Below are 16,026 nucleotides of genomic sequence, written 5' to 3'. Positions count from 1 at the left end.
TTTAAACGAGGTGATTTTATGGGTAAAATATCAGACAAAAATACAAGAACTTTAATAACATTAGAAAAAGATTTGAAGATTGAACTTGAACAAATAGCTAAGGAACAAAATAGAAGTTTTAATAATCTAATAGTGACAATTTTAAAAAAATATGCAACTGAGGAGAATAATAAATGCGAATAGCAATTTACGCTAGAAAATCTGTAATAGTAAAAGATAGCGATAGTATAGATAATCAAATACAGATGTGTAAAGATTATGCTATAAATAAGTTCAAAGATGAAAAATTAGAGTTTGATATATATGAGGATGAAGGTTTTAGTGGTGGGAATATCAATAGGCCTAAATTTAAAGAATTAATGAATTGTATAAAAAAATATAATATTTTAATATGCTATAGATTGGATAGAATAAGTAGAAACGTTAGTGATTTTTCATCTACTTTAGATATGCTTCAAACAAATAACTGTGACTTTGTTAGCATTAGAGAACAATTTGATACAACTAGCCCTATGGGAAGAGCTATGCTTTACATCGCTAGTGTATTTGCACAGTTAGAACGTGAAACTATTGCAGAACGTATAAGAGATAATATGTTACAGATGGCCAAGAAAGGCATGTGGAGCGGAGGACGAACACCTTTAGGTTATGATAGCGAAACTTCTACTTACACTGATGATGAAGGTCAAGAAAGAAAATTAGTTAGATTAGTTAAAAATGATGAAGAATTAAAATTAGTACAATTAATTTACGATACTTATTTAAGGGAAGGATCTCTTCATAAAACGGAAATTTGGTTTACTCAGCATAATATAAAATCTAATGCTGGGATACTATTAGAAAAAACTTCACTTAAAGTTATTCTTCAAAACCCTGTTTATGTTAAAGCAACTCCTGAAGTTTTAGAATTTATGAAAAGTGATGGTTGGAATGTTTATGGGACAGCTGATGGAGTGCATAGTTTACTAAGTTATAATAAAACTGAAAGTGTCACTATTAAAGGGAAGCCTACAAAGAGAATGAAGGATAAGTCTGAATGGGTTGCTGCTATTAGCAATGTTGAAGGTGTAATTGATGCTGAAACGTGGATTAAAGTTCAAGAGCAATTTAATAAAAATAAAGATACATTTCCTCGCCTTGGGAAAACAAATAATGCTCTCTTAACCGGAAAGCTAAAATGTGCTTTGTGTAAAAATAATATGAGGGTTTCTCATGGTACTGCTTCAAAAAAAACTGGTGAGCAATTTTATTACTATATCTGTAGCATGAAAAAAAGATCTAAAGGTGAAGTATGCAATGCTAAAAATTTAAAAGCTCGTGAAGTCGAAGAAGGCGTATTAATCGAATTGGAGAATATCGCAAATAATAAGCAAACATTCTTGGATGAATTGAAAAGTAAAAATAAACAAAATTTAAAATCAACTAATTCAGAATCTAAAAAGTTATCCTTAGAAAAAGAAATTAAGGCAAATGAAAAGAGAATTGATAATTTAATGGATGAATTATCTGATGAAGTTGATTCGGATATGAGAGATTTATTAAAAGAAAAAATCAAATCACTAAAATCAAAAAATAGAGCTCTAGAAAGTGAATTATTAGAAATTAATAATAATATCGAAGCTATTAAAGAAGATAATATAAATTTAGATTTTATTAGTAGCATGTTAAATAAATGTGAAAACATAAGAGATCTTCCAAGAGAGGAACAAAAGCAGCTTATAGATATTTTTATTGATAGTATTACTTATGATTCAAATACAGATCTAGTTGATATATCATTCATTGGAGCTAATTCTAAAAAAAAATAGACTATGAAATGGTTGACTTTGGAAAAGATAGCTTGTCCTTTTGTCCACCTAGCACATGCCAAGTTAATGACAACATATTATCCATTGCATAAATTAAGAAAAATTAAAGGCTTGGAAAATGCTAAATATGTTGATCCTTATGCAGGCAGCAAAGGTAATTCAATTAGATATTTATCTGTAGCGCCAAGAACTAATGATTTAAAGGTATCGGGAGTTGATAATTTATTTTGCGCTGGTGAAAAAAGCGGCTTATTTGTTGGACACACTGAAGCTATATGTACTGGTACTTTAGCTGGACACAACGCGGTAAGATTAGGGATGGGAATGCATCTTTTAATATTACCATCTTCCATTACAATTGGTGATATAATAACTTATGCAAATGAGAAGGCCAGAACAAGAGAAGGAAGAAAAGATCGATACACCTTTGCTGGTTCAGTTTATTTTGAACGAATGAAAGAATTAAACCTATATACTATAGATGTTAGCGAAATAAAAAATAGAATACAAAAAGTTAATTTAGATAATGTGTTTAACCAAAAATTATGTTAATTTTATAATTAATATCTAAATAAGGTGTTTAAAAATGATTATCTACCATTCTTAAACACCTAGGCATTTTGATATTATACTAATTCTTTAACAGTGTGACTTCCGAAAGCAACTTTTTCAATTACATGATTATAAATCTTATCTGTTACATTCCATCTATCTGGACAATTTAATACAACAATAATGATATCTTTACCATTATTATTAATGGATGAAACCAAGCATTTTCCTGCCTGACCTGTATATCCGGTTTTAACACCATTTGCTCCAGGGATTTTCCATAATATTTTATTTATATTTGTATAATCTCTTGTAAAATTATATTTTTCCTTAAGTATTTCTTTACTTCCAACAATTTCTCTAAATAAATCATAGTCCATGCCCTTTGCTGTGAGTATAGCTAAATCATAGGCAGAAGAATAATGATTACTGCTGTCTAGTCCATGGGGAGACTCAAAATGAGAATCCAAAATTCCAATTCCTCTAGCATAATGATTCATAATATCAGCAAATCCTTCGATGGATCCTCCTAATTCTTCAGCTATAGCTATAGCTGCATCATTTCCTGACTTAAACATTAATCCAAAAATTAATTCTTTCATGGATATTTCTTCATTTTCTTTATATCCAACTCTAGACCCTCTAATGCTTACTGCTTTCTTACTTATAGTTACTTTTTTATCTAAGTTCCCTTGTTCAATAGCAATAAGAGAAGTAAGTATTTTTGTTGTGCTTGCCATTGGAACTATCTCATATGCATTTTGTTCATATAGAATTGTTCCACTTTCCTTATCTAAAGCAATTGCGCATCTTGCATTTACCCTAAAATTTAAATCTGTTTTATTTTTAGCATTAACACCAAAACTCATTACTTGAGTTAAAATAAGGCTTAGTAATAATAATGATATATTTTTAATACCCTTCCTCATAATTAATCACCTTCTAAACTTACTATTTGGTTCTAGTTTACCTTTAAAATAATTTTTTAAACCTAGTTTTAACATAATTTTAGGTTTAGTTTTTTAATAATTGTCAATAATTATGAAGTATATATACTTTGGAGGAATTTTATGAAATTATTTATTTTTATTTTTTGGATTTTATTAATACTTATTATACCTCTTCCTATCAAAATTAGTATTTACTATTCTACTAAAGATTATTATATAAAATTATACAAAATAACTTTAGTTTCAAAAAAAAAGCGTGCTAATAGAATTCGATATGACGCAATAAATAAGAAACCCATAATAAAAAAGGAACGCAAATTTTTGTCACGGTTTTATAGAAATATTAATACTAAAACTTTGATGAATAATTTATATAATTTAAATTTAAAATTCAAACCTCTTTTGAAATTAAGATTATCCCTAGATTACTCGTTAAGTGATGCTGCTAGAACTGCGTTATTTTACGGCATATTAACACAATTTCCCCCAATAATATATACACTGTTAAAAAGGTATTTTAAAATAAATAAATTTAAGTTTAATATAAATCCTATTTTTGAAGATATATTTTTACTAAAAATTGAAACTACAAGTATAATTTTCTTATCATTTGCAAACATTATATATATAACAATAATCTTTTTCAAATTAATAAAAAGCAGAGGAGGTGACCCCTAAGCATTAGGGGGATAAATTATGTCAAGTGAAAAACATGTTGAAAACTTAATGGCAAGTACAATGGAAAATCTTAAAGATATGATTGATGTAAACAAAGTTATAGGTGAAGCAATTGAGACGAAAGACGGAACCTACATAGTTCCCGTTTCTAAATTAAGTTTCGGTTTTGTTTCAGGCGGAAGCGAGTATCAATATGAAAATACAGATATTAGCAGTACAGTTTTTCCTTTTGGAGGCGGTTCAGGAGCAGGTGTTTCTGTAAAACCAGTTTCATTTTTAGTTGTTAAATCAGATGGTGTTAGAATGCTGCCAATAAATCAAGATAATACTTATGATAGAATCGTAGATACCGTTCCACAAGTATTTGATATGGTAAAAGGTCTTATAAAAGATATGTGTACTAAAAATAAAAATAATTCAAGCGATAATAATGCTAACACTACTACTACTCAAACTACTTGTGCTACAACTGTTGATGCGACTACAAATTCTGAGAACAATAATGAGGAAATCTTAAATAATCACGAAGATATTATGTAATTTACTCTAACTCTTAGAATAAAAGAGAAATAGTTTACCTGATTTTATCTAAATAAACTATTTCTCTTTTAATTAATTATAAATTTTACATATTACAATTCTGTTTCCAATTCTTTTTCTTTTATATCTTCATCTTGTAATTCTTCTTGGCCAAATAAATCCAAAGAAGGAAGGTCCTTTAAATCTCTTAATTCAAATTGTCTTAAAAATTCATCTGTAGTACCATATAAAATTGGGCGTCCTGGTACATCAAGTCTTCCAACCTCTTTTATAAGTTCTTTTTCCATAAGTCTTTGTATAGCGCTCTCCGATTTAACTCCCCGAATTTCATCAATATCTATTCTAGTTATCGGTTGTTTATAAGCTATTATTGCTAGGCTTTCGATAGAAGCTTGTGATAAGGATTGTCTCTTATTTTTTTTCAAAAGCTTTTGAATATAATCGGAATTTTCTGCTTTAGTAACTAGCTGATAACTTCCTTTAATACAAATTATTTTTATTCCTCTACTTGAAATTTCATATTCCTCCATCATTTCTTGAATAATTATTTCAAGAAGTTTTGGTTTTTCTTCAATATGATTTACCAAGTCTTGCAAGTTTAAAGGTTCTCCACTTGCAAATAACAAAGATTCGATTATTGATTTTATAGAATTCCTTTTTGAGTCATCCATAAATGGAATTTGAATTCCTTTATCTTTATGCATCTTCTGTTCTCCTCTCAATTAATATGTTTGTAAAATTATCACTTTGATAAACCCTAACCATTCTTTGCTTAATCATTTCAAGTAAAGCTAAAAATGTTACAACACATTCCAATTTACACTCGCAATTTTGTATAATATCAGAAAAACTATTAATATTTTCATTTTTCAGCTTGTCCATGATGTATTCTAATTTATCTTCTATTTTATATTTATCCACATATATTTTCTTTTGAATTACATTATTTCTATTTTGCTTATTATTATAAATCTCCAATAAATTATTATAAATATTATACAATTCTATAAGACTTATATTTTTAAACAAATCTTGTTTAATATTTTCTTCTTTCTTCTCTTCTATTACCTCTGGTTTTTTTCCATATACTTCACCAGCACTAATATACCTTTCTTTAAAGAACGCAGAAACACCTTTTATTTTCTTATAAACAATAAGTTTTTCTAAAAGATTTTTTTCTTCATCCTCTTCATTTTCATCTTCTTTCTTAGATCTTGGTAACAAATGCTTAGACTTAATTTCTATTAAAGTAGCAGCAACTACTATAAATTCAGATGTAATTTCTAAATCCATTTGTTTCATTTCATTTAAGTAATTTAAATACTGATTCGTTATTTCAAATATTTTTACATTATATATGCTCATTTGATTTTTTTTTATCAAATGTAGTAACAAATCAAAGGGTCCTTCAAAATCATTAATTTTAATTCTTGGAAGTTCCATAAATTAATTTTATACCTCCGCTAATTTAATTCATTCACACTATTATGCTGTCTATTTACTTCAATATATATAATACCAATATATATAAATCAAAACAAGAATGTTTATTTCATCTTAGAAAATTCTTCGTTTCCAGTTAAAATAAATATAGCCTAATAAAGAAGATTTTATCTTAATTATTAAGCTATATTTTATGTTATATTTGTGATTTTCAGAAATATAACTACATATTAATGATATGTAAATTACCTATACACCTTTTTCGAATAGGTTTTTAATATTATATTTGATATTGTCAAATATATTACCTTTCTTAATATCTCGATCACAATAAATTTCTACTTCTCCAACCTTTTCATCACCTAGATAAACTTCATACTTACCAACTATGTCACCAGCTTTGTATTCTTTTTTCAACTCTTCGATGACGATTTTCTTTTCTAATTCTTTATTATCTCCTTTTGGCAGTATAACAACTAAATCATCTTTTGCCATTGCATTAAAGAATTTGTCTGTTTGCTCATCCATATATACTTTATCTATTTCTTGATCTTTTGATATGAGTTTTTTACCTTCATACTTTGAGAATCCATGATTAAGCAATACACCTGCATCACGATTTCTTATTTTGTAAGTTGGAGCTCCCATGATTACAGATAACATTCTTACTCCATTTCTTGTTGCAGTTGCACTTATACAATACTTAGCCTCATCTGTAAATCCTGTCTTTAATCCATCGCATCCTTCGAAAAATCTTACTAGCTTATTATGATTTACAAGCTCTATTGGAGATTTTCTTCCCTCGGATATTGTTTCCATATAAGTACCTGTGTATTTTAAAACTTTTGGATGTTTTAGCAATTCTCGAGACATTATAGCAATATCCTTTGCTGTAGATAGGTGCCCTTCTGCTGGCAAACCATTGCAGTTTTTAAATGTTGTATTGCTCATTCCTAATTCTTGTGCTCTCTTATTCATCATGCCAACAAAATCTTGCTCTGTACCTCCTAGATATTCAGCAAGAGCAACTGCAGCATCATTTCCTGAAGCTATGGCCACTCCTTTTAAAAGTTCTTCAACAGTTCTTATTTCTCCTGTATCTAGCAGCATTGTACTTCCGCCCATTTTTTTAGCATTTTCACTACATGTTACTTTATCATCTAATTTAATTTTACCGTTATCAACTGCCTCCATTGTAAGTAACATAGTCATAATCTTAGTCACAGATGCAGGTGCAAATTTTTCATTTGCATTTTTCTCATATAGTATTTTTCCGCTCATAGGTTCCATTAATAAAGCTGATCTAGCTTCAATATTGGTTCCATCTGCTTTAGCTTTTTCATCTCCCTCTACAGCACTTGCTAAGTTAATTGGTATAAGTAATATTGCAAAAATACATATTAAAGTAAATGATAAAATTCTTTTCATATTATTTTTCATTTTACTGCCTCCTTTCAAAATTAGTGTTACCATAAGAACAAATAATATTACAGGTAATCCAAAATTCCTCAAGGATTTGACAGGAAATTTACATAATATTTGATTGAATATTCCATTTCAACGTCTTTCTTTAATGCCAAACCTTAAACTATGCTTATTTAATATTATTTTTTATCAAAGTCCAGATTATTTAGAAGTGCTGCAAATGGATTTTCATTAAATTCCTCTGCCTCTTTTTTCATTTTCTTCATATAATTATTTACTTCCCTTTTATCGACTTTTCCACTACTTTCAAATCGCTTTTTAAATTGCGAAGCCTTTTCTCTAAAATTACAGTTGCTTCCAGGGCATACATAAATAGCTCCTTCACCATGTCCTCTAAGTTCTAATTTCTTTTTACATTCTGGGCATCTTGCATTTGTAAGTCTTGCAACACTTTCCCTATATCCACATTCTCGATCTTGACATACATTCATCACACCGTTTTTACCCTTAACTTCCAAAAGATATTTTCCACAGTTAGGACATTTCTTTCCTGTTTTATTGTCATGAACAAATTTTGTACTGCCGCCTTTAACATCTTCTACAAGTGCAATAGCATAATTTCTCATCTCTCTAATAAATTCATGGTCGCTTGACTTCCCTTTTGCAATTTCATCTAATCTCTTTTCCCACTTTGCTGTTAGTAATGGTGACTTTAATTCTTTAGGAACTAATTCAATTAACTGCTTTCCTTTAGAGGTTGGAACTATATCCCTTCCTTGTTTTTCAATGACAAAGGAGTTAAATAATTTTTCGATTATATCTGCTCTAGTGGCAACAGTACCAAGACCACCAGTTTCACCTAATGTCTTAGCTGCATCCTTGCCTACATTCACATACTTATGGGGATTTTCCATAGCTGATAATAATGTTCCTTCATTAAATCTTGCTGGAGGGCTGGTTTGACCTTTATTTAATTTAACATCATCTACTTTAAATTTATGTCCCTTATTAACCTTTGGCAATACTTGTTCCTTAATATCATCTTCAGAAGAATCATCTTCAACTTTGTCATAAAGCTTTTTCCACCCTTTAGACGTTATAACCTTTCCTTTAGCTATAAATTTTTCATCTTCAACTTTGCACTCAATAGTGGTTTGTATATATTCAAAAGGAGGAAGCATTACACTTAAAAATCTCTTAACTACTAAATCGTAAATTTTTCTTTCTTCTGAGCTTAAAACTGCTAAATTAGGTCTTTGCTCTGTTGGTATAATAGCATGGTGGTCACTTACCTTAGAATCATCCACAAATCCTTTATGACCATTAATTTTCCCTTTTAACAGTTCATCTGCAACAATTCTATATTCACCAATAGAAATGGCTCTTAATCGTTCTGGAATTGTACCAACAATATCTTTAGTAATATATCTTGAATCTGTACGTGGATAAGTTAATATCTTATAATTTTCATATAATCTTTGCATTATTCCTAGTGTCTGTTTTGCTGAGTATCCCCATATTTTATTAGCATCTCTTTGCAGTTCAGTCAAATCATAAAGTGCTGGTGAAAATTTCTTTTTACTCACTTCACTTATGTTTACTATTTCACCCTCTGAGCCCTTAACTTTGGTTACAATTTTGTTCGCAAATTCTTCTTCAAAAATTCTAGAATTATTATCTTTATTTACCCATGAAAGATTAAATTCTTTAGTCTTTGCGTTGATAGTAAAATAAGTTTTCGGTTTAAAATTCTTAATTTCTTCTTCTCTTTCAACTATCATTGATAATGTCGCTGATTGAACGCGCCCTGCAGATAATTGGGCATTATATTTACATGTTAATGCTCTAGTTACATTTAAACCAATAAGCCAATCTGCCTCAGCTCTGCAGACAGCAGCTTTGTATAAACTTTCATATTCAGATCCAGGCTTAAGATTTTTAAATCCATCTAAAATTGCTTTATCTGTTTGAGACGATATCCATAATCTCTTAAGAGGCTTTTTTACACCTGCCTTTTCTATGATCCATCTAGCAACTAATTCTCCTTCTCTTCCTGCATCTGTTGCTATAACAATTTCATTTACATCATCACGCAGCATTTGCTTTTTAACTTCATTATATTGTTTACCTGTTTTTTTAAGAACGGTTAGTTTCATATGCTTAGGCAACATTGGAAGTGTGTCCATGCTCCAAGTTTTATACTTTATATCATATCCTTCTGGATCCATAAGTCCTACTAAATGTCCCATTGCCCAAGTTACTATGTATTTATTACCTTCTATAAATGAGCCTTTATTTTGTGAACATTTTAAAACCTTTGCTAAATCTCTGCCAACACTTGGCTTTTCTGCTAATATAAGAGTTTTACTCATTTGATTTTTTCCCTCTTTCAGATGACATCAAAGTCAATTTATATTTTTGATTATATTTATTCATTATATCATATAAAATTACGGCTACATTTCAAATAATGAAATAAATAAAGAGTTACTACTATAAAACAAAATAGTAACTCAAACTTTATTATTTTCTAATATATTTTAATTTTCTTATTCCAAACAAATATTTTTTAATTTCTTCTTTATCTTCCAATTTAAAAAATATTTTCTTTATACCTAAACTTGTTTTAAAACTAACTATATATTTATTATTTTGTTCTTCTAAAGAATAGTTCAAAACTTTATCCCAAGAAGTCACATATGAATTAAATAAGAATCCATTTTCGACTATACCATTCTTATTTCCAACAAATATAAGGGGAAGTAATATTAATATAACTATAATATCCTCTAATTTAAAACTATTTAATATATATGTATATATAAGAAATACAATAATCGCTACTGTTGTTAACATTTTATATTTATTTCTGGCTCCAGTAAAGATAAGTTTTCTTCTCATATCTCTTATAATAAGAACCACATCAATAATAAAAACTAATATAATTAATAGTATGTTTGCAATTTCCAAACTTGCCCACTCCTTACTTTTTTATTCCTTTTTCTCTTTTTATTTTTTCTATGTAATCTTTTAACTGATTTTCATCTTCTTTCTTAAATATTAATCTTCTTTTTATGTTTTTATTTGAATAGAATAAAATACACTTTTCTCCTTGTATCTCAACATAAACATCATCTATCTTTCGCCAAGATGTAAACCAAGAACCAGTTAGTATTCCTTTCTTTCCAACTCCACTCTTATTTCCAAGAAGCATAAATATAATGAGTCCAATAGTAAGTAGAATATTTTCTGCGCTAAAATCTTTTCCAGCAAAAAGTGATGCAATAAATAATATAACTATCGCTGGAATGACAAATCTATATTCATTCGTTCCTTTGAAATCTAATTTATTATTTCTAATTGTTGTAAAAAAAAGTATGTCCGCTGCAAATATGCACACTAGTGGTAACATCAAAGTAATGTTCATCTTTTAAATCCCTTCTTTCATTGTTAATTTAACTTTTTAATTATAATACCAATTTTAGCATCTCATTATAGCATATTTTACTATATTTTTCTTCAAAAATTTTATTATGTTAATTCTATATTTTTTAATAAATTCATAGTATTGCATATCAAAATCATTATAGTCATGATTTTAATTATTAATACGCAATTACTTATGTTAAACATACGTACATTATTCTATTTATATTATATAGTGTGTATATATAAAGTATATCTAAGTATGTGTGAATATTTATTGCTATAATTTATGTTCGAATAGTAATTTCATTATGGAGGCATTTTATGAGAACTAAAACTTGGACAACAACAATTGATAATATAACATATAACATAAAATACACCAAATACTTTCTAAAAAAAGAACTATTAGTTAATAATAAGCCTATTAAACTCCAAAGATCAAATACTTTTGGAATAACACGAGAAACAATATTCAATCTAGGAAGTAAAACTGCCATTTTAGTAAATATAGATAATGATTGTGATATTTCAATTGATGGTTTTTATTTAGATTCCGGAGAAAAATATATAGAAGTTAAAAATATGCCTATCTGGAACTTAATTTTTTTAGGATTGATTTTACCTATACTTATACTTTCTCAAGGAAATATATGTTCTGGACTTTATACCCTTATTTGCTTTTATTTCTTAATAAGAGTAAGTATTGAACCATCTTTTAATTTGAAAAAGCGTATTATTTTTTGTTCATTTATTACTATTTTTATGCACTTATTCTTTTGGGGAGTTTTATTTATATTACTTTCTCAGTTAAAAATTCTATACTAAGTTATAACTTACATTTATTCTTGTTATGATGTATTTATCTTAGAAACTATATATTTGATGCAAAATTTATTTTAATTAATTTCAGCAAATAGGACATACTATATATGATTAAAATAAAAGGAGATGATTCTATGGAAAATAATAACAACAAAGATTATTCTAAAAGTAACTATTTAAGAAATGGAAGTAAAACTCAAAATCAATATGGAAAAAGCAGTTTTAACACAACAATAAAAAGACCTGGTAGAAATGAAAGTGGCCTTGAAGCAGAAAGAAGAGGTTTTTAGTTAAATAAAACCAATATTTTAAAACTACAATTTAAGATATATAAAAAAGAGTTTACTTATAGAGAATACATATTCTATAAGTAAATCTCTTTATTTCCAAATAAGTATTTTAAAAATATCAGCAATTTTAATTATGGAGCTATATTATAATCGTCCAGTAAACTTAATATTTTTTTTACAGCATTTTTAGCATCTTTGGGAAGCTTGTCTAAAGCAGCTTGTTTTTGAGACTCATCATTTAATTGTGCTATTTGTATTACTTTTTGTTGAAGACCTGGTATTTTATTTAATTCTGTTACAGCTTTATTAAATTTGTTTGCAAAATCCGGATCTTGCTGCATTTTTTGTTGAACCATAATAATCAATTGAAAAGGATTCACTTATATAACCCTCCTGTATATCCTTTTTACTTGATATTATTTTATTCAAATATAGATTAAGTGTGCACCTTATATATAGAATTTGTAAAACACTTATCTATAAGTAAAGAGGCTTCATCTTAATTAATGAAGCCTCTTAGTATTAAATTATTTATATAATGGATGTCTATCGCATAAAGCTTCTACTCTAGCCTTAAGTGATGATAAATCTCCATCTCTATTATCTACTGCTTCTCCAATAATAGCTGCAATTTCAGCCATATCTTCCTTTATGAAACCTCTAGTTGTAATTGCTGCTGTACCAATTCTAATTCCTGAAGTTACAAATGGACTTCTAGTTTCATTAGGTACTGTATTTTTATTAACTGTTATTCCAACAGAATCTAATAAAGCTTCTGCTTCTTTTCCAGTAATATCTTTATTATTTAAATCAACTAAGAATACATGGTTATCTGTTCCACCAGAAACTATTTTAAATCCTTTAGCTATTAATTGATTTGCAAGTTCTTTACAGTTCTCAACAACATTTTCACCATATGTTTTAAAACTTGGATCTAATGCTTCTTTAAAACATACAGCTTTTGCAGCAATAATATGTTCTAACGGACCTCCTTGTATTCCAGGGAAAATATTCTTGTTTAAAATTTGTGCATATTTTTCTTTACAAAGAATTAATCCACCTCTAGGACCTCTTAAAGTCTTGTGTGTTGTTGTTGTAACAAAATCAGCATATGGTACTGGTGATGGATGAACACCAGCAGCAACAAGTCCTGCTATATGAGCCATATCTACCATTAATAGCGCTCCAACTTCATCAGCTATTTCTTTAAATTTAGGGAAATCTAAAGTTCTTCCATATGCACTAGCACCAGCAACTATAAGCTTAGGCTTATTTTCTATTGCAAGTTTTCTTACATGTTCATAATCAATCATTTCAGTTTCTTTATCAACTCCGTAAGATACAAAGTTGAATAATTTCCCAGAAAAATTAACTGGAGATCCGTGAGTTAAGTGTCCTCCATGACTTAAATCCATACCTAAAACAGTATCTCCAGGTTCTAACACTGCAAAGTATACAGCCATGTTTGCTTGTGATCCTGAATGCGGTTGAACATTTGCATGTTCAGCACCAAATAATTCTTTAGCTCTATCAATAGCAATTTGTTCTATTTCATCGACTACGTGACAACCACCATAATATCTTTTATTAGGATAACCTTCAGCATATTTATTAGTTAAGTAAGACCCCATAGCTTCCATAACAGCTGGACTTACGATATTTTCTGAAGCTATTAGTTCTATTCCTTTTTGTTGTCTAACTAATTCTTTTTGAATTAAATCATAAATTTCTTTGTCTTCTCTTTGTATATTTTCAAAATTCATCTTTATTATCACCCCAATATAATATTTGCTCTTAAGGGTTCAGAGTTTATAACTCCAACCAAAAGCTGCACTTATATTCAAATTATATGATTTGTTGCTATATTAATCAACTATTTTTTAATATTTTATATTAAGTTTAGTAAAATTTGTTACATATTTAGTATATTTATTATTGCCAAATTTTCTTTATCAGCATATTTATTGTTTAATTATATTATATATCACTTAGACATAATATATTAAATTAATTTACTTATATTAGATTTTTATATAATATGCTATAATTCTTTTGTTATAAAAAATATATTTGGAGAAGAGATTATATGGATTTAAATAGATTACTTAAGGTTTCGACTCTTGCTGGAAAGATTATGCTTGAAAGCGGTGCAGAAACTTATAGGGTTGAAGAAACTATCAGTAGAATCTGCCTAGCTTTTGGAGCTCACACAGTGGATAGTTTTGTAATACCAACGGGGATAATTGTTACTGTTACATATTATGATGAAGTATCTACCCTTGTACAAAGAATTATATCAAGAGGTGTTGATTTATACAAAGTAGATAAAATAAATGATTTATCTAGGAAAATTCAAACTGAAGCTATTGATATGAATGATTTTTATAAAGAAATTTTGAGCATTTCTAATTGTAGCAGATATTCTTTTTTAATTACTTTAATATGGTCAGCTATTACAGCAGGATCTTTTACTATTATGTTTGGTGGAAACATAAAGGATTTCTTTTGTGCCTGCTTAATTGGTGCTTGTATTAAAATGGTGGTTGAGATATGTCAAAAATTAAATATAAATGAGTTCTTTGTTAATTCACTAAGCGGAGGTTTATGTGCTGTATTAGCAATAACACTTATTAAACTTAATTTATCAAGTAATCTTGATAAAACAATTATTGGCTCCATAATGATACTTGTTCCTGGACTTACTATTACAAATGCCATACGGGATACTATTGCTGGAGATTTTTTATCTGGTATTACAAAAGCTTCTGAAGCTTTTTTAGTAGCAGTATCTATTGCGGTTGGAACTGGTGCAATCTTAAGTTTATATTTAAACAATGCAGGATAATAAACAAAGAGTTGATAATTTAAGCTTTATTAGTTGGAGGTATTTATGATTTTGCAAATAGTGGTCTCATTTTTATCATCTTTAGGATTCGGAATAATTTTTAATATTAAGGGTAAGAACTTATATTTTGCAGCTTTGGGCGGAACCTTAAGCTGGATATCTTATTTATTTTTTACTCATAATAAGATAAGCACCATATTATCTTTATTTATATCTTCCATTATTTTTAGTATATACTCAGAAATTTGTGCAAGATATTTAAAAACACCTGTAACTACCTTAGTTGTTTGTGCACTAATACCATTGGTTCCTGGATCCGGCATGTACTACACAATGTATGAAACCATAACAGGCAATGTCCGTGGCGCTGTAGAAGTTGGACTTAATACTATATTTAGCGCTGGTACATTAGCTCTAGGGATTATCTTCGTATCTACAATAACAAAACAAGTGACAAACTTAAAAAAGGTTAAAGAAAAGTTATTTCAAAAATAATTTTCTTTAACCTTTTTCTTTAAATTTCTATAAAAATAAATACTAAATCTATTTTATTGGCCTAACCTTCGCTCAAGCTCAGATATACCATCCTCAACTTCTTCTAGTGGTAAATCACCTAATTTTAATGTTTCAGGTTCTTTTTCTTTAAGTCTATTATAAAATCTCATTCCTTCTAGAATTATACTACCATCATTATTTGTTTTTCTAAGCATATAAAATAATGTATCTTCAGCTTTATCAAATTTATTGGCAATTTCATAAACCTTAAAGATTTTTTTATCTAAATCTAATGAGAGATCATAACTATTTAATTCATTTGCTACTTTAACAGCATCATCTAAATACTTTGAATTTATTTCATCATCTTCAATATAAGCCTTGTAGAAACTCTCTAAAGATTTTTCGTAATATTGAATTTTTGAATTTTCATTATTTTCTTTATCACTGACTAATCCATAAAGCTTCATTAGACAACCAAAAGCAATAAATTTTTCAGCATTATAATGCATTTCTTTTGTTATAAATCCTTCTAGGCTGTTAAAAGAAAAAATATCAACTGTACCTATATCTATTCCTACTAAAGATTTTAGTTCCTTATTTATCCTTTCTTTTGCTTCATTTATCTTACCATTAATTATATCCATATGGACTTCTTCTGTTACTAAATTTAATGTTATCTCTAATTCTTTCATGTAATCATTTTTTATCATCTTTGGACACCTCAATACCATAAATATATTATTTTT

General features: G+C 28.2%; 18 protein-coding genes and 1 pseudogene. 9 read left to right on the top strand and 10 right to left on the bottom strand.

Going from position 1 to position 16,026, the window contains the following annotated elements:
• Window positions 1–18: 18 nt before the first annotated feature.
• The 3 genes and pseudogenes from COL3_RS12635 to COL3_RS12625 form a co-directional block, all read left to right on the top strand.
• Window positions 19–183, top strand: a complete 165-nt coding sequence (locus COL3_RS12635) for a hypothetical protein (RefSeq protein WP_008422233.1) — start codon at window positions 19–21, stop codon at window positions 181–183.
• Window positions 174–1,808: a recombinase family protein gene (locus COL3_RS12630; protein WP_008422234.1), complete on the top strand. Its 1,635-nt coding sequence runs from the start codon at window positions 174–176 to the stop codon at window positions 1,806–1,808. The genes COL3_RS12635 and COL3_RS12630 overlap by 10 nt, the downstream gene beginning before the upstream one ends.
• Before the next feature lie 54 nt (window positions 1,809–1,862).
• Window positions 1,863–2,360: pseudogene (locus tag COL3_RS12625) on the top strand (FAD-dependent oxidoreductase); the annotation flags it as partial.
• A gap of 74 nt (window positions 2,361–2,434) precedes the next feature.
• Here COL3_RS12625 and COL3_RS12620 read toward each other — a convergent pair.
• On the bottom strand, window positions 2,435–3,289 hold the full coding sequence (locus COL3_RS12620; protein WP_008422236.1) for a D-alanyl-D-alanine carboxypeptidase family protein: 855 nt from the start codon (window positions 3,287–3,289) through the stop codon (window positions 2,435–2,437).
• A 141-nt stretch (window positions 3,290–3,430) separates the two neighbouring features.
• On the opposite strand from COL3_RS12620, the gene COL3_RS29700 reads away from it, so the two are divergent.
• On the top strand, window positions 3,431–3,988 hold the full coding sequence (locus tag COL3_RS29700) for a DUF2953 domain-containing protein (protein WP_008422237.1): 558 nt from the start codon (window positions 3,431–3,433) through the stop codon (window positions 3,986–3,988).
• An 18-nt stretch (window positions 3,989–4,006) separates the two neighbouring features.
• Entirely contained in the window at window positions 4,007–4,528 is a 522-nt protein-coding gene (gene ytfJ / locus COL3_RS12610) for a GerW family sporulation protein (RefSeq protein WP_008422238.1), read from the top strand.
• A 92-nt stretch (window positions 4,529–4,620) separates the two neighbouring features.
• On the opposite strand, the gene scpB is transcribed toward ytfJ, so the two are convergent.
• From scpB to COL3_RS12580, 6 genes are all read right to left on the bottom strand, one after another.
• Complete coding sequence (gene scpB, locus COL3_RS12605; protein ID WP_008422239.1) at window positions 4,621–5,232, bottom strand: SMC-Scp complex subunit ScpB; 612 nt, start codon at window positions 5,230–5,232, stop codon at window positions 4,621–4,623.
• Complete coding sequence (locus COL3_RS12600) at window positions 5,225–5,971, bottom strand: segregation/condensation protein A (RefSeq protein WP_008422240.1); 747 nt, start codon at window positions 5,969–5,971, stop codon at window positions 5,225–5,227. Before COL3_RS12600 ends, scpB begins: the two co-directional genes overlap by 8 nt.
• Window positions 5,972–6,220: 249 nt before the next feature.
• Window positions 6,221–7,411 (bottom strand): D-alanyl-D-alanine carboxypeptidase family protein, encoded by a 1,191-nt coding sequence (locus tag COL3_RS12595; RefSeq protein WP_008422241.1) that lies wholly within the window; start codon window positions 7,409–7,411, stop codon window positions 6,221–6,223.
• Window positions 7,412–7,575: 164 nt separating this feature from the next.
• The gene (locus tag COL3_RS12590) at window positions 7,576–9,768 is read right to left on the bottom strand and encodes a DNA topoisomerase III (RefSeq protein ID WP_008422242.1); all 2,193 of its coding nucleotides are present in this window, start codon (window positions 9,766–9,768) and stop codon (window positions 7,576–7,578) included.
• 151 nt (window positions 9,769–9,919) lie between these two features.
• Window positions 9,920–10,366, bottom strand: a complete 447-nt coding sequence (locus tag COL3_RS12585) for a DUF5673 domain-containing protein (RefSeq protein WP_008422244.1) — start codon at window positions 10,364–10,366, stop codon at window positions 9,920–9,922.
• Window positions 10,367–10,379: 13 nt separating this feature from the next.
• Window positions 10,380–10,823: a DUF5673 domain-containing protein gene (locus tag COL3_RS12580; RefSeq protein WP_008422245.1), complete on the bottom strand. Its 444-nt coding sequence runs from the start codon at window positions 10,821–10,823 to the stop codon at window positions 10,380–10,382.
• A 323-nt stretch (window positions 10,824–11,146) separates the two neighbouring features.
• Here COL3_RS12580 and COL3_RS12575 point away from each other — a divergent pair, with 323 nt between their 5' ends.
• Complete coding sequence (locus tag COL3_RS12575) at window positions 11,147–11,650, top strand: hypothetical protein (RefSeq protein WP_008422246.1); 504 nt, start codon at window positions 11,147–11,149, stop codon at window positions 11,648–11,650.
• A 104-nt stretch (window positions 11,651–11,754) separates the two neighbouring features.
• The gene (locus COL3_RS28745; protein WP_008422247.1) at window positions 11,755–11,937 is read left to right on the top strand and encodes a hypothetical protein; all 183 of its coding nucleotides are present in this window, start codon (window positions 11,755–11,757) and stop codon (window positions 11,935–11,937) included.
• 131 nt (window positions 11,938–12,068) lie between these two features.
• Here COL3_RS28745 and COL3_RS12565 read toward each other — a convergent pair whose 3' ends face one another.
• Together COL3_RS12565 and glyA are read right to left on the bottom strand one after the other, a co-directional pair.
• A complete protein-coding gene (locus COL3_RS12565) occupies window positions 12,069–12,317 on the bottom strand; it encodes a hypothetical protein (RefSeq protein ID WP_008422248.1) in 249 nt (82 codons plus the stop codon).
• Between the two features lie 147 nt (window positions 12,318–12,464).
• Window positions 12,465–13,700 carry a serine hydroxymethyltransferase gene (glyA, locus tag COL3_RS12560; RefSeq protein WP_008422249.1) on the bottom strand — a complete coding sequence of 412 codons (1,236 nt, stop codon included), beginning with the start codon at window positions 13,698–13,700 and terminating at the stop codon, window positions 12,465–12,467.
• A 323-nt stretch (window positions 13,701–14,023) separates the two neighbouring features.
• On the opposite strand from glyA, the gene COL3_RS12555 reads away from it, so the two are divergent.
• Both COL3_RS12555 and COL3_RS12550 read left to right on the top strand, forming a co-directional pair.
• Entirely contained in the window at window positions 14,024–14,782 is a 759-nt protein-coding gene (locus tag COL3_RS12555) for a threonine/serine exporter family protein (RefSeq protein WP_008422250.1), read from the top strand.
• Between the two features lie 45 nt (window positions 14,783–14,827).
• On the top strand, window positions 14,828–15,277 hold the full coding sequence (locus COL3_RS12550; RefSeq protein WP_008422252.1) for a threonine/serine exporter family protein: 450 nt from the start codon (window positions 14,828–14,830) through the stop codon (window positions 15,275–15,277).
• A gap of 53 nt (window positions 15,278–15,330) precedes the next feature.
• Here the strand turns inward: COL3_RS12550 and COL3_RS12545 are convergent, their stop codons facing one another.
• Complete coding sequence (locus COL3_RS12545; protein ID WP_008422253.1) at window positions 15,331–15,990, bottom strand: DUF6483 family protein; 660 nt, start codon at window positions 15,988–15,990, stop codon at window positions 15,331–15,333.
• Window positions 15,991–16,026: the final 36 nt, after the last annotated feature.

The sequence above is a fragment of the Clostridium sp. LS genome, from assembly GCF_002760435.1.
Lineage (GTDB): Bacteria > Bacillota > Clostridia > Clostridiales > Clostridiaceae > Clostridium.
The sequence above is the reverse complement of the archived record's forward strand: the minus strand, read 5'-3'. Positions and strand labels throughout refer to the sequence as shown.

What these genes read in the sequence shown, in the direction of transcription:
- glyA (WP_008422249.1), bottom strand. Translation starts at nt 13,700, where the DNA reads ATGAATTTTGAAAATATACAAAGAGAAGACAAAGAAATTTATGATTTA.
- COL3_RS12545 (WP_008422253.1), bottom strand. Translation starts at nt 15,990, where the DNA reads ATGATAAAAAATGATTACATGAAAGAATTAGAGATAACATTAAATTTA.
- COL3_RS12550 (WP_008422252.1), top strand. Translation starts at nt 14,828, where the DNA reads ATGATTTTGCAAATAGTGGTCTCATTTTTATCATCTTTAGGATTCGGA.
- COL3_RS12575 (WP_008422246.1), top strand. Translation starts at nt 11,147, where the DNA reads ATGAGAACTAAAACTTGGACAACAACAATTGATAATATAACATATAAC.
- COL3_RS12620 (WP_008422236.1), bottom strand. Translation starts at nt 3,289, where the DNA reads ATGAGGAAGGGTATTAAAAATATATCATTATTATTACTAAGCCTTATT.
- ytfJ (WP_008422238.1), top strand. Translation starts at nt 4,007, where the DNA reads ATGTCAAGTGAAAAACATGTTGAAAACTTAATGGCAAGTACAATGGAA.
- COL3_RS12595 (WP_008422241.1), bottom strand. Translation starts at nt 7,411, where the DNA reads ATGAAAAATAATATGAAAAGAATTTTATCATTTACTTTAATATGTATT.
- COL3_RS12580 (WP_008422245.1), bottom strand. Translation starts at nt 10,823, where the DNA reads ATGAACATTACTTTGATGTTACCACTAGTGTGCATATTTGCAGCGGAC.
- COL3_RS12555 (WP_008422250.1), top strand. Translation starts at nt 14,024, where the DNA reads ATGGATTTAAATAGATTACTTAAGGTTTCGACTCTTGCTGGAAAGATT.
- COL3_RS12635 (WP_008422233.1), top strand. Translation starts at nt 19, where the DNA reads ATGGGTAAAATATCAGACAAAAATACAAGAACTTTAATAACATTAGAA.
- COL3_RS12630 (WP_008422234.1), top strand. Translation starts at nt 174, where the DNA reads ATGCGAATAGCAATTTACGCTAGAAAATCTGTAATAGTAAAAGATAGC.
- COL3_RS12600 (WP_008422240.1), bottom strand. Translation starts at nt 5,971, where the DNA reads ATGGAACTTCCAAGAATTAAAATTAATGATTTTGAAGGACCCTTTGAT.
- COL3_RS12590 (WP_008422242.1), bottom strand. Translation starts at nt 9,768, where the DNA reads ATGAGTAAAACTCTTATATTAGCAGAAAAGCCAAGTGTTGGCAGAGAT.
- scpB (WP_008422239.1), bottom strand. Translation starts at nt 5,232, where the DNA reads ATGCATAAAGATAAAGGAATTCAAATTCCATTTATGGATGACTCAAAA.
- COL3_RS28745 (WP_008422247.1), top strand. Translation starts at nt 11,755, where the DNA reads ATGATTAAAATAAAAGGAGATGATTCTATGGAAAATAATAACAACAAA.
- COL3_RS29700 (WP_008422237.1), top strand. Translation starts at nt 3,431, where the DNA reads ATGAAATTATTTATTTTTATTTTTTGGATTTTATTAATACTTATTATA.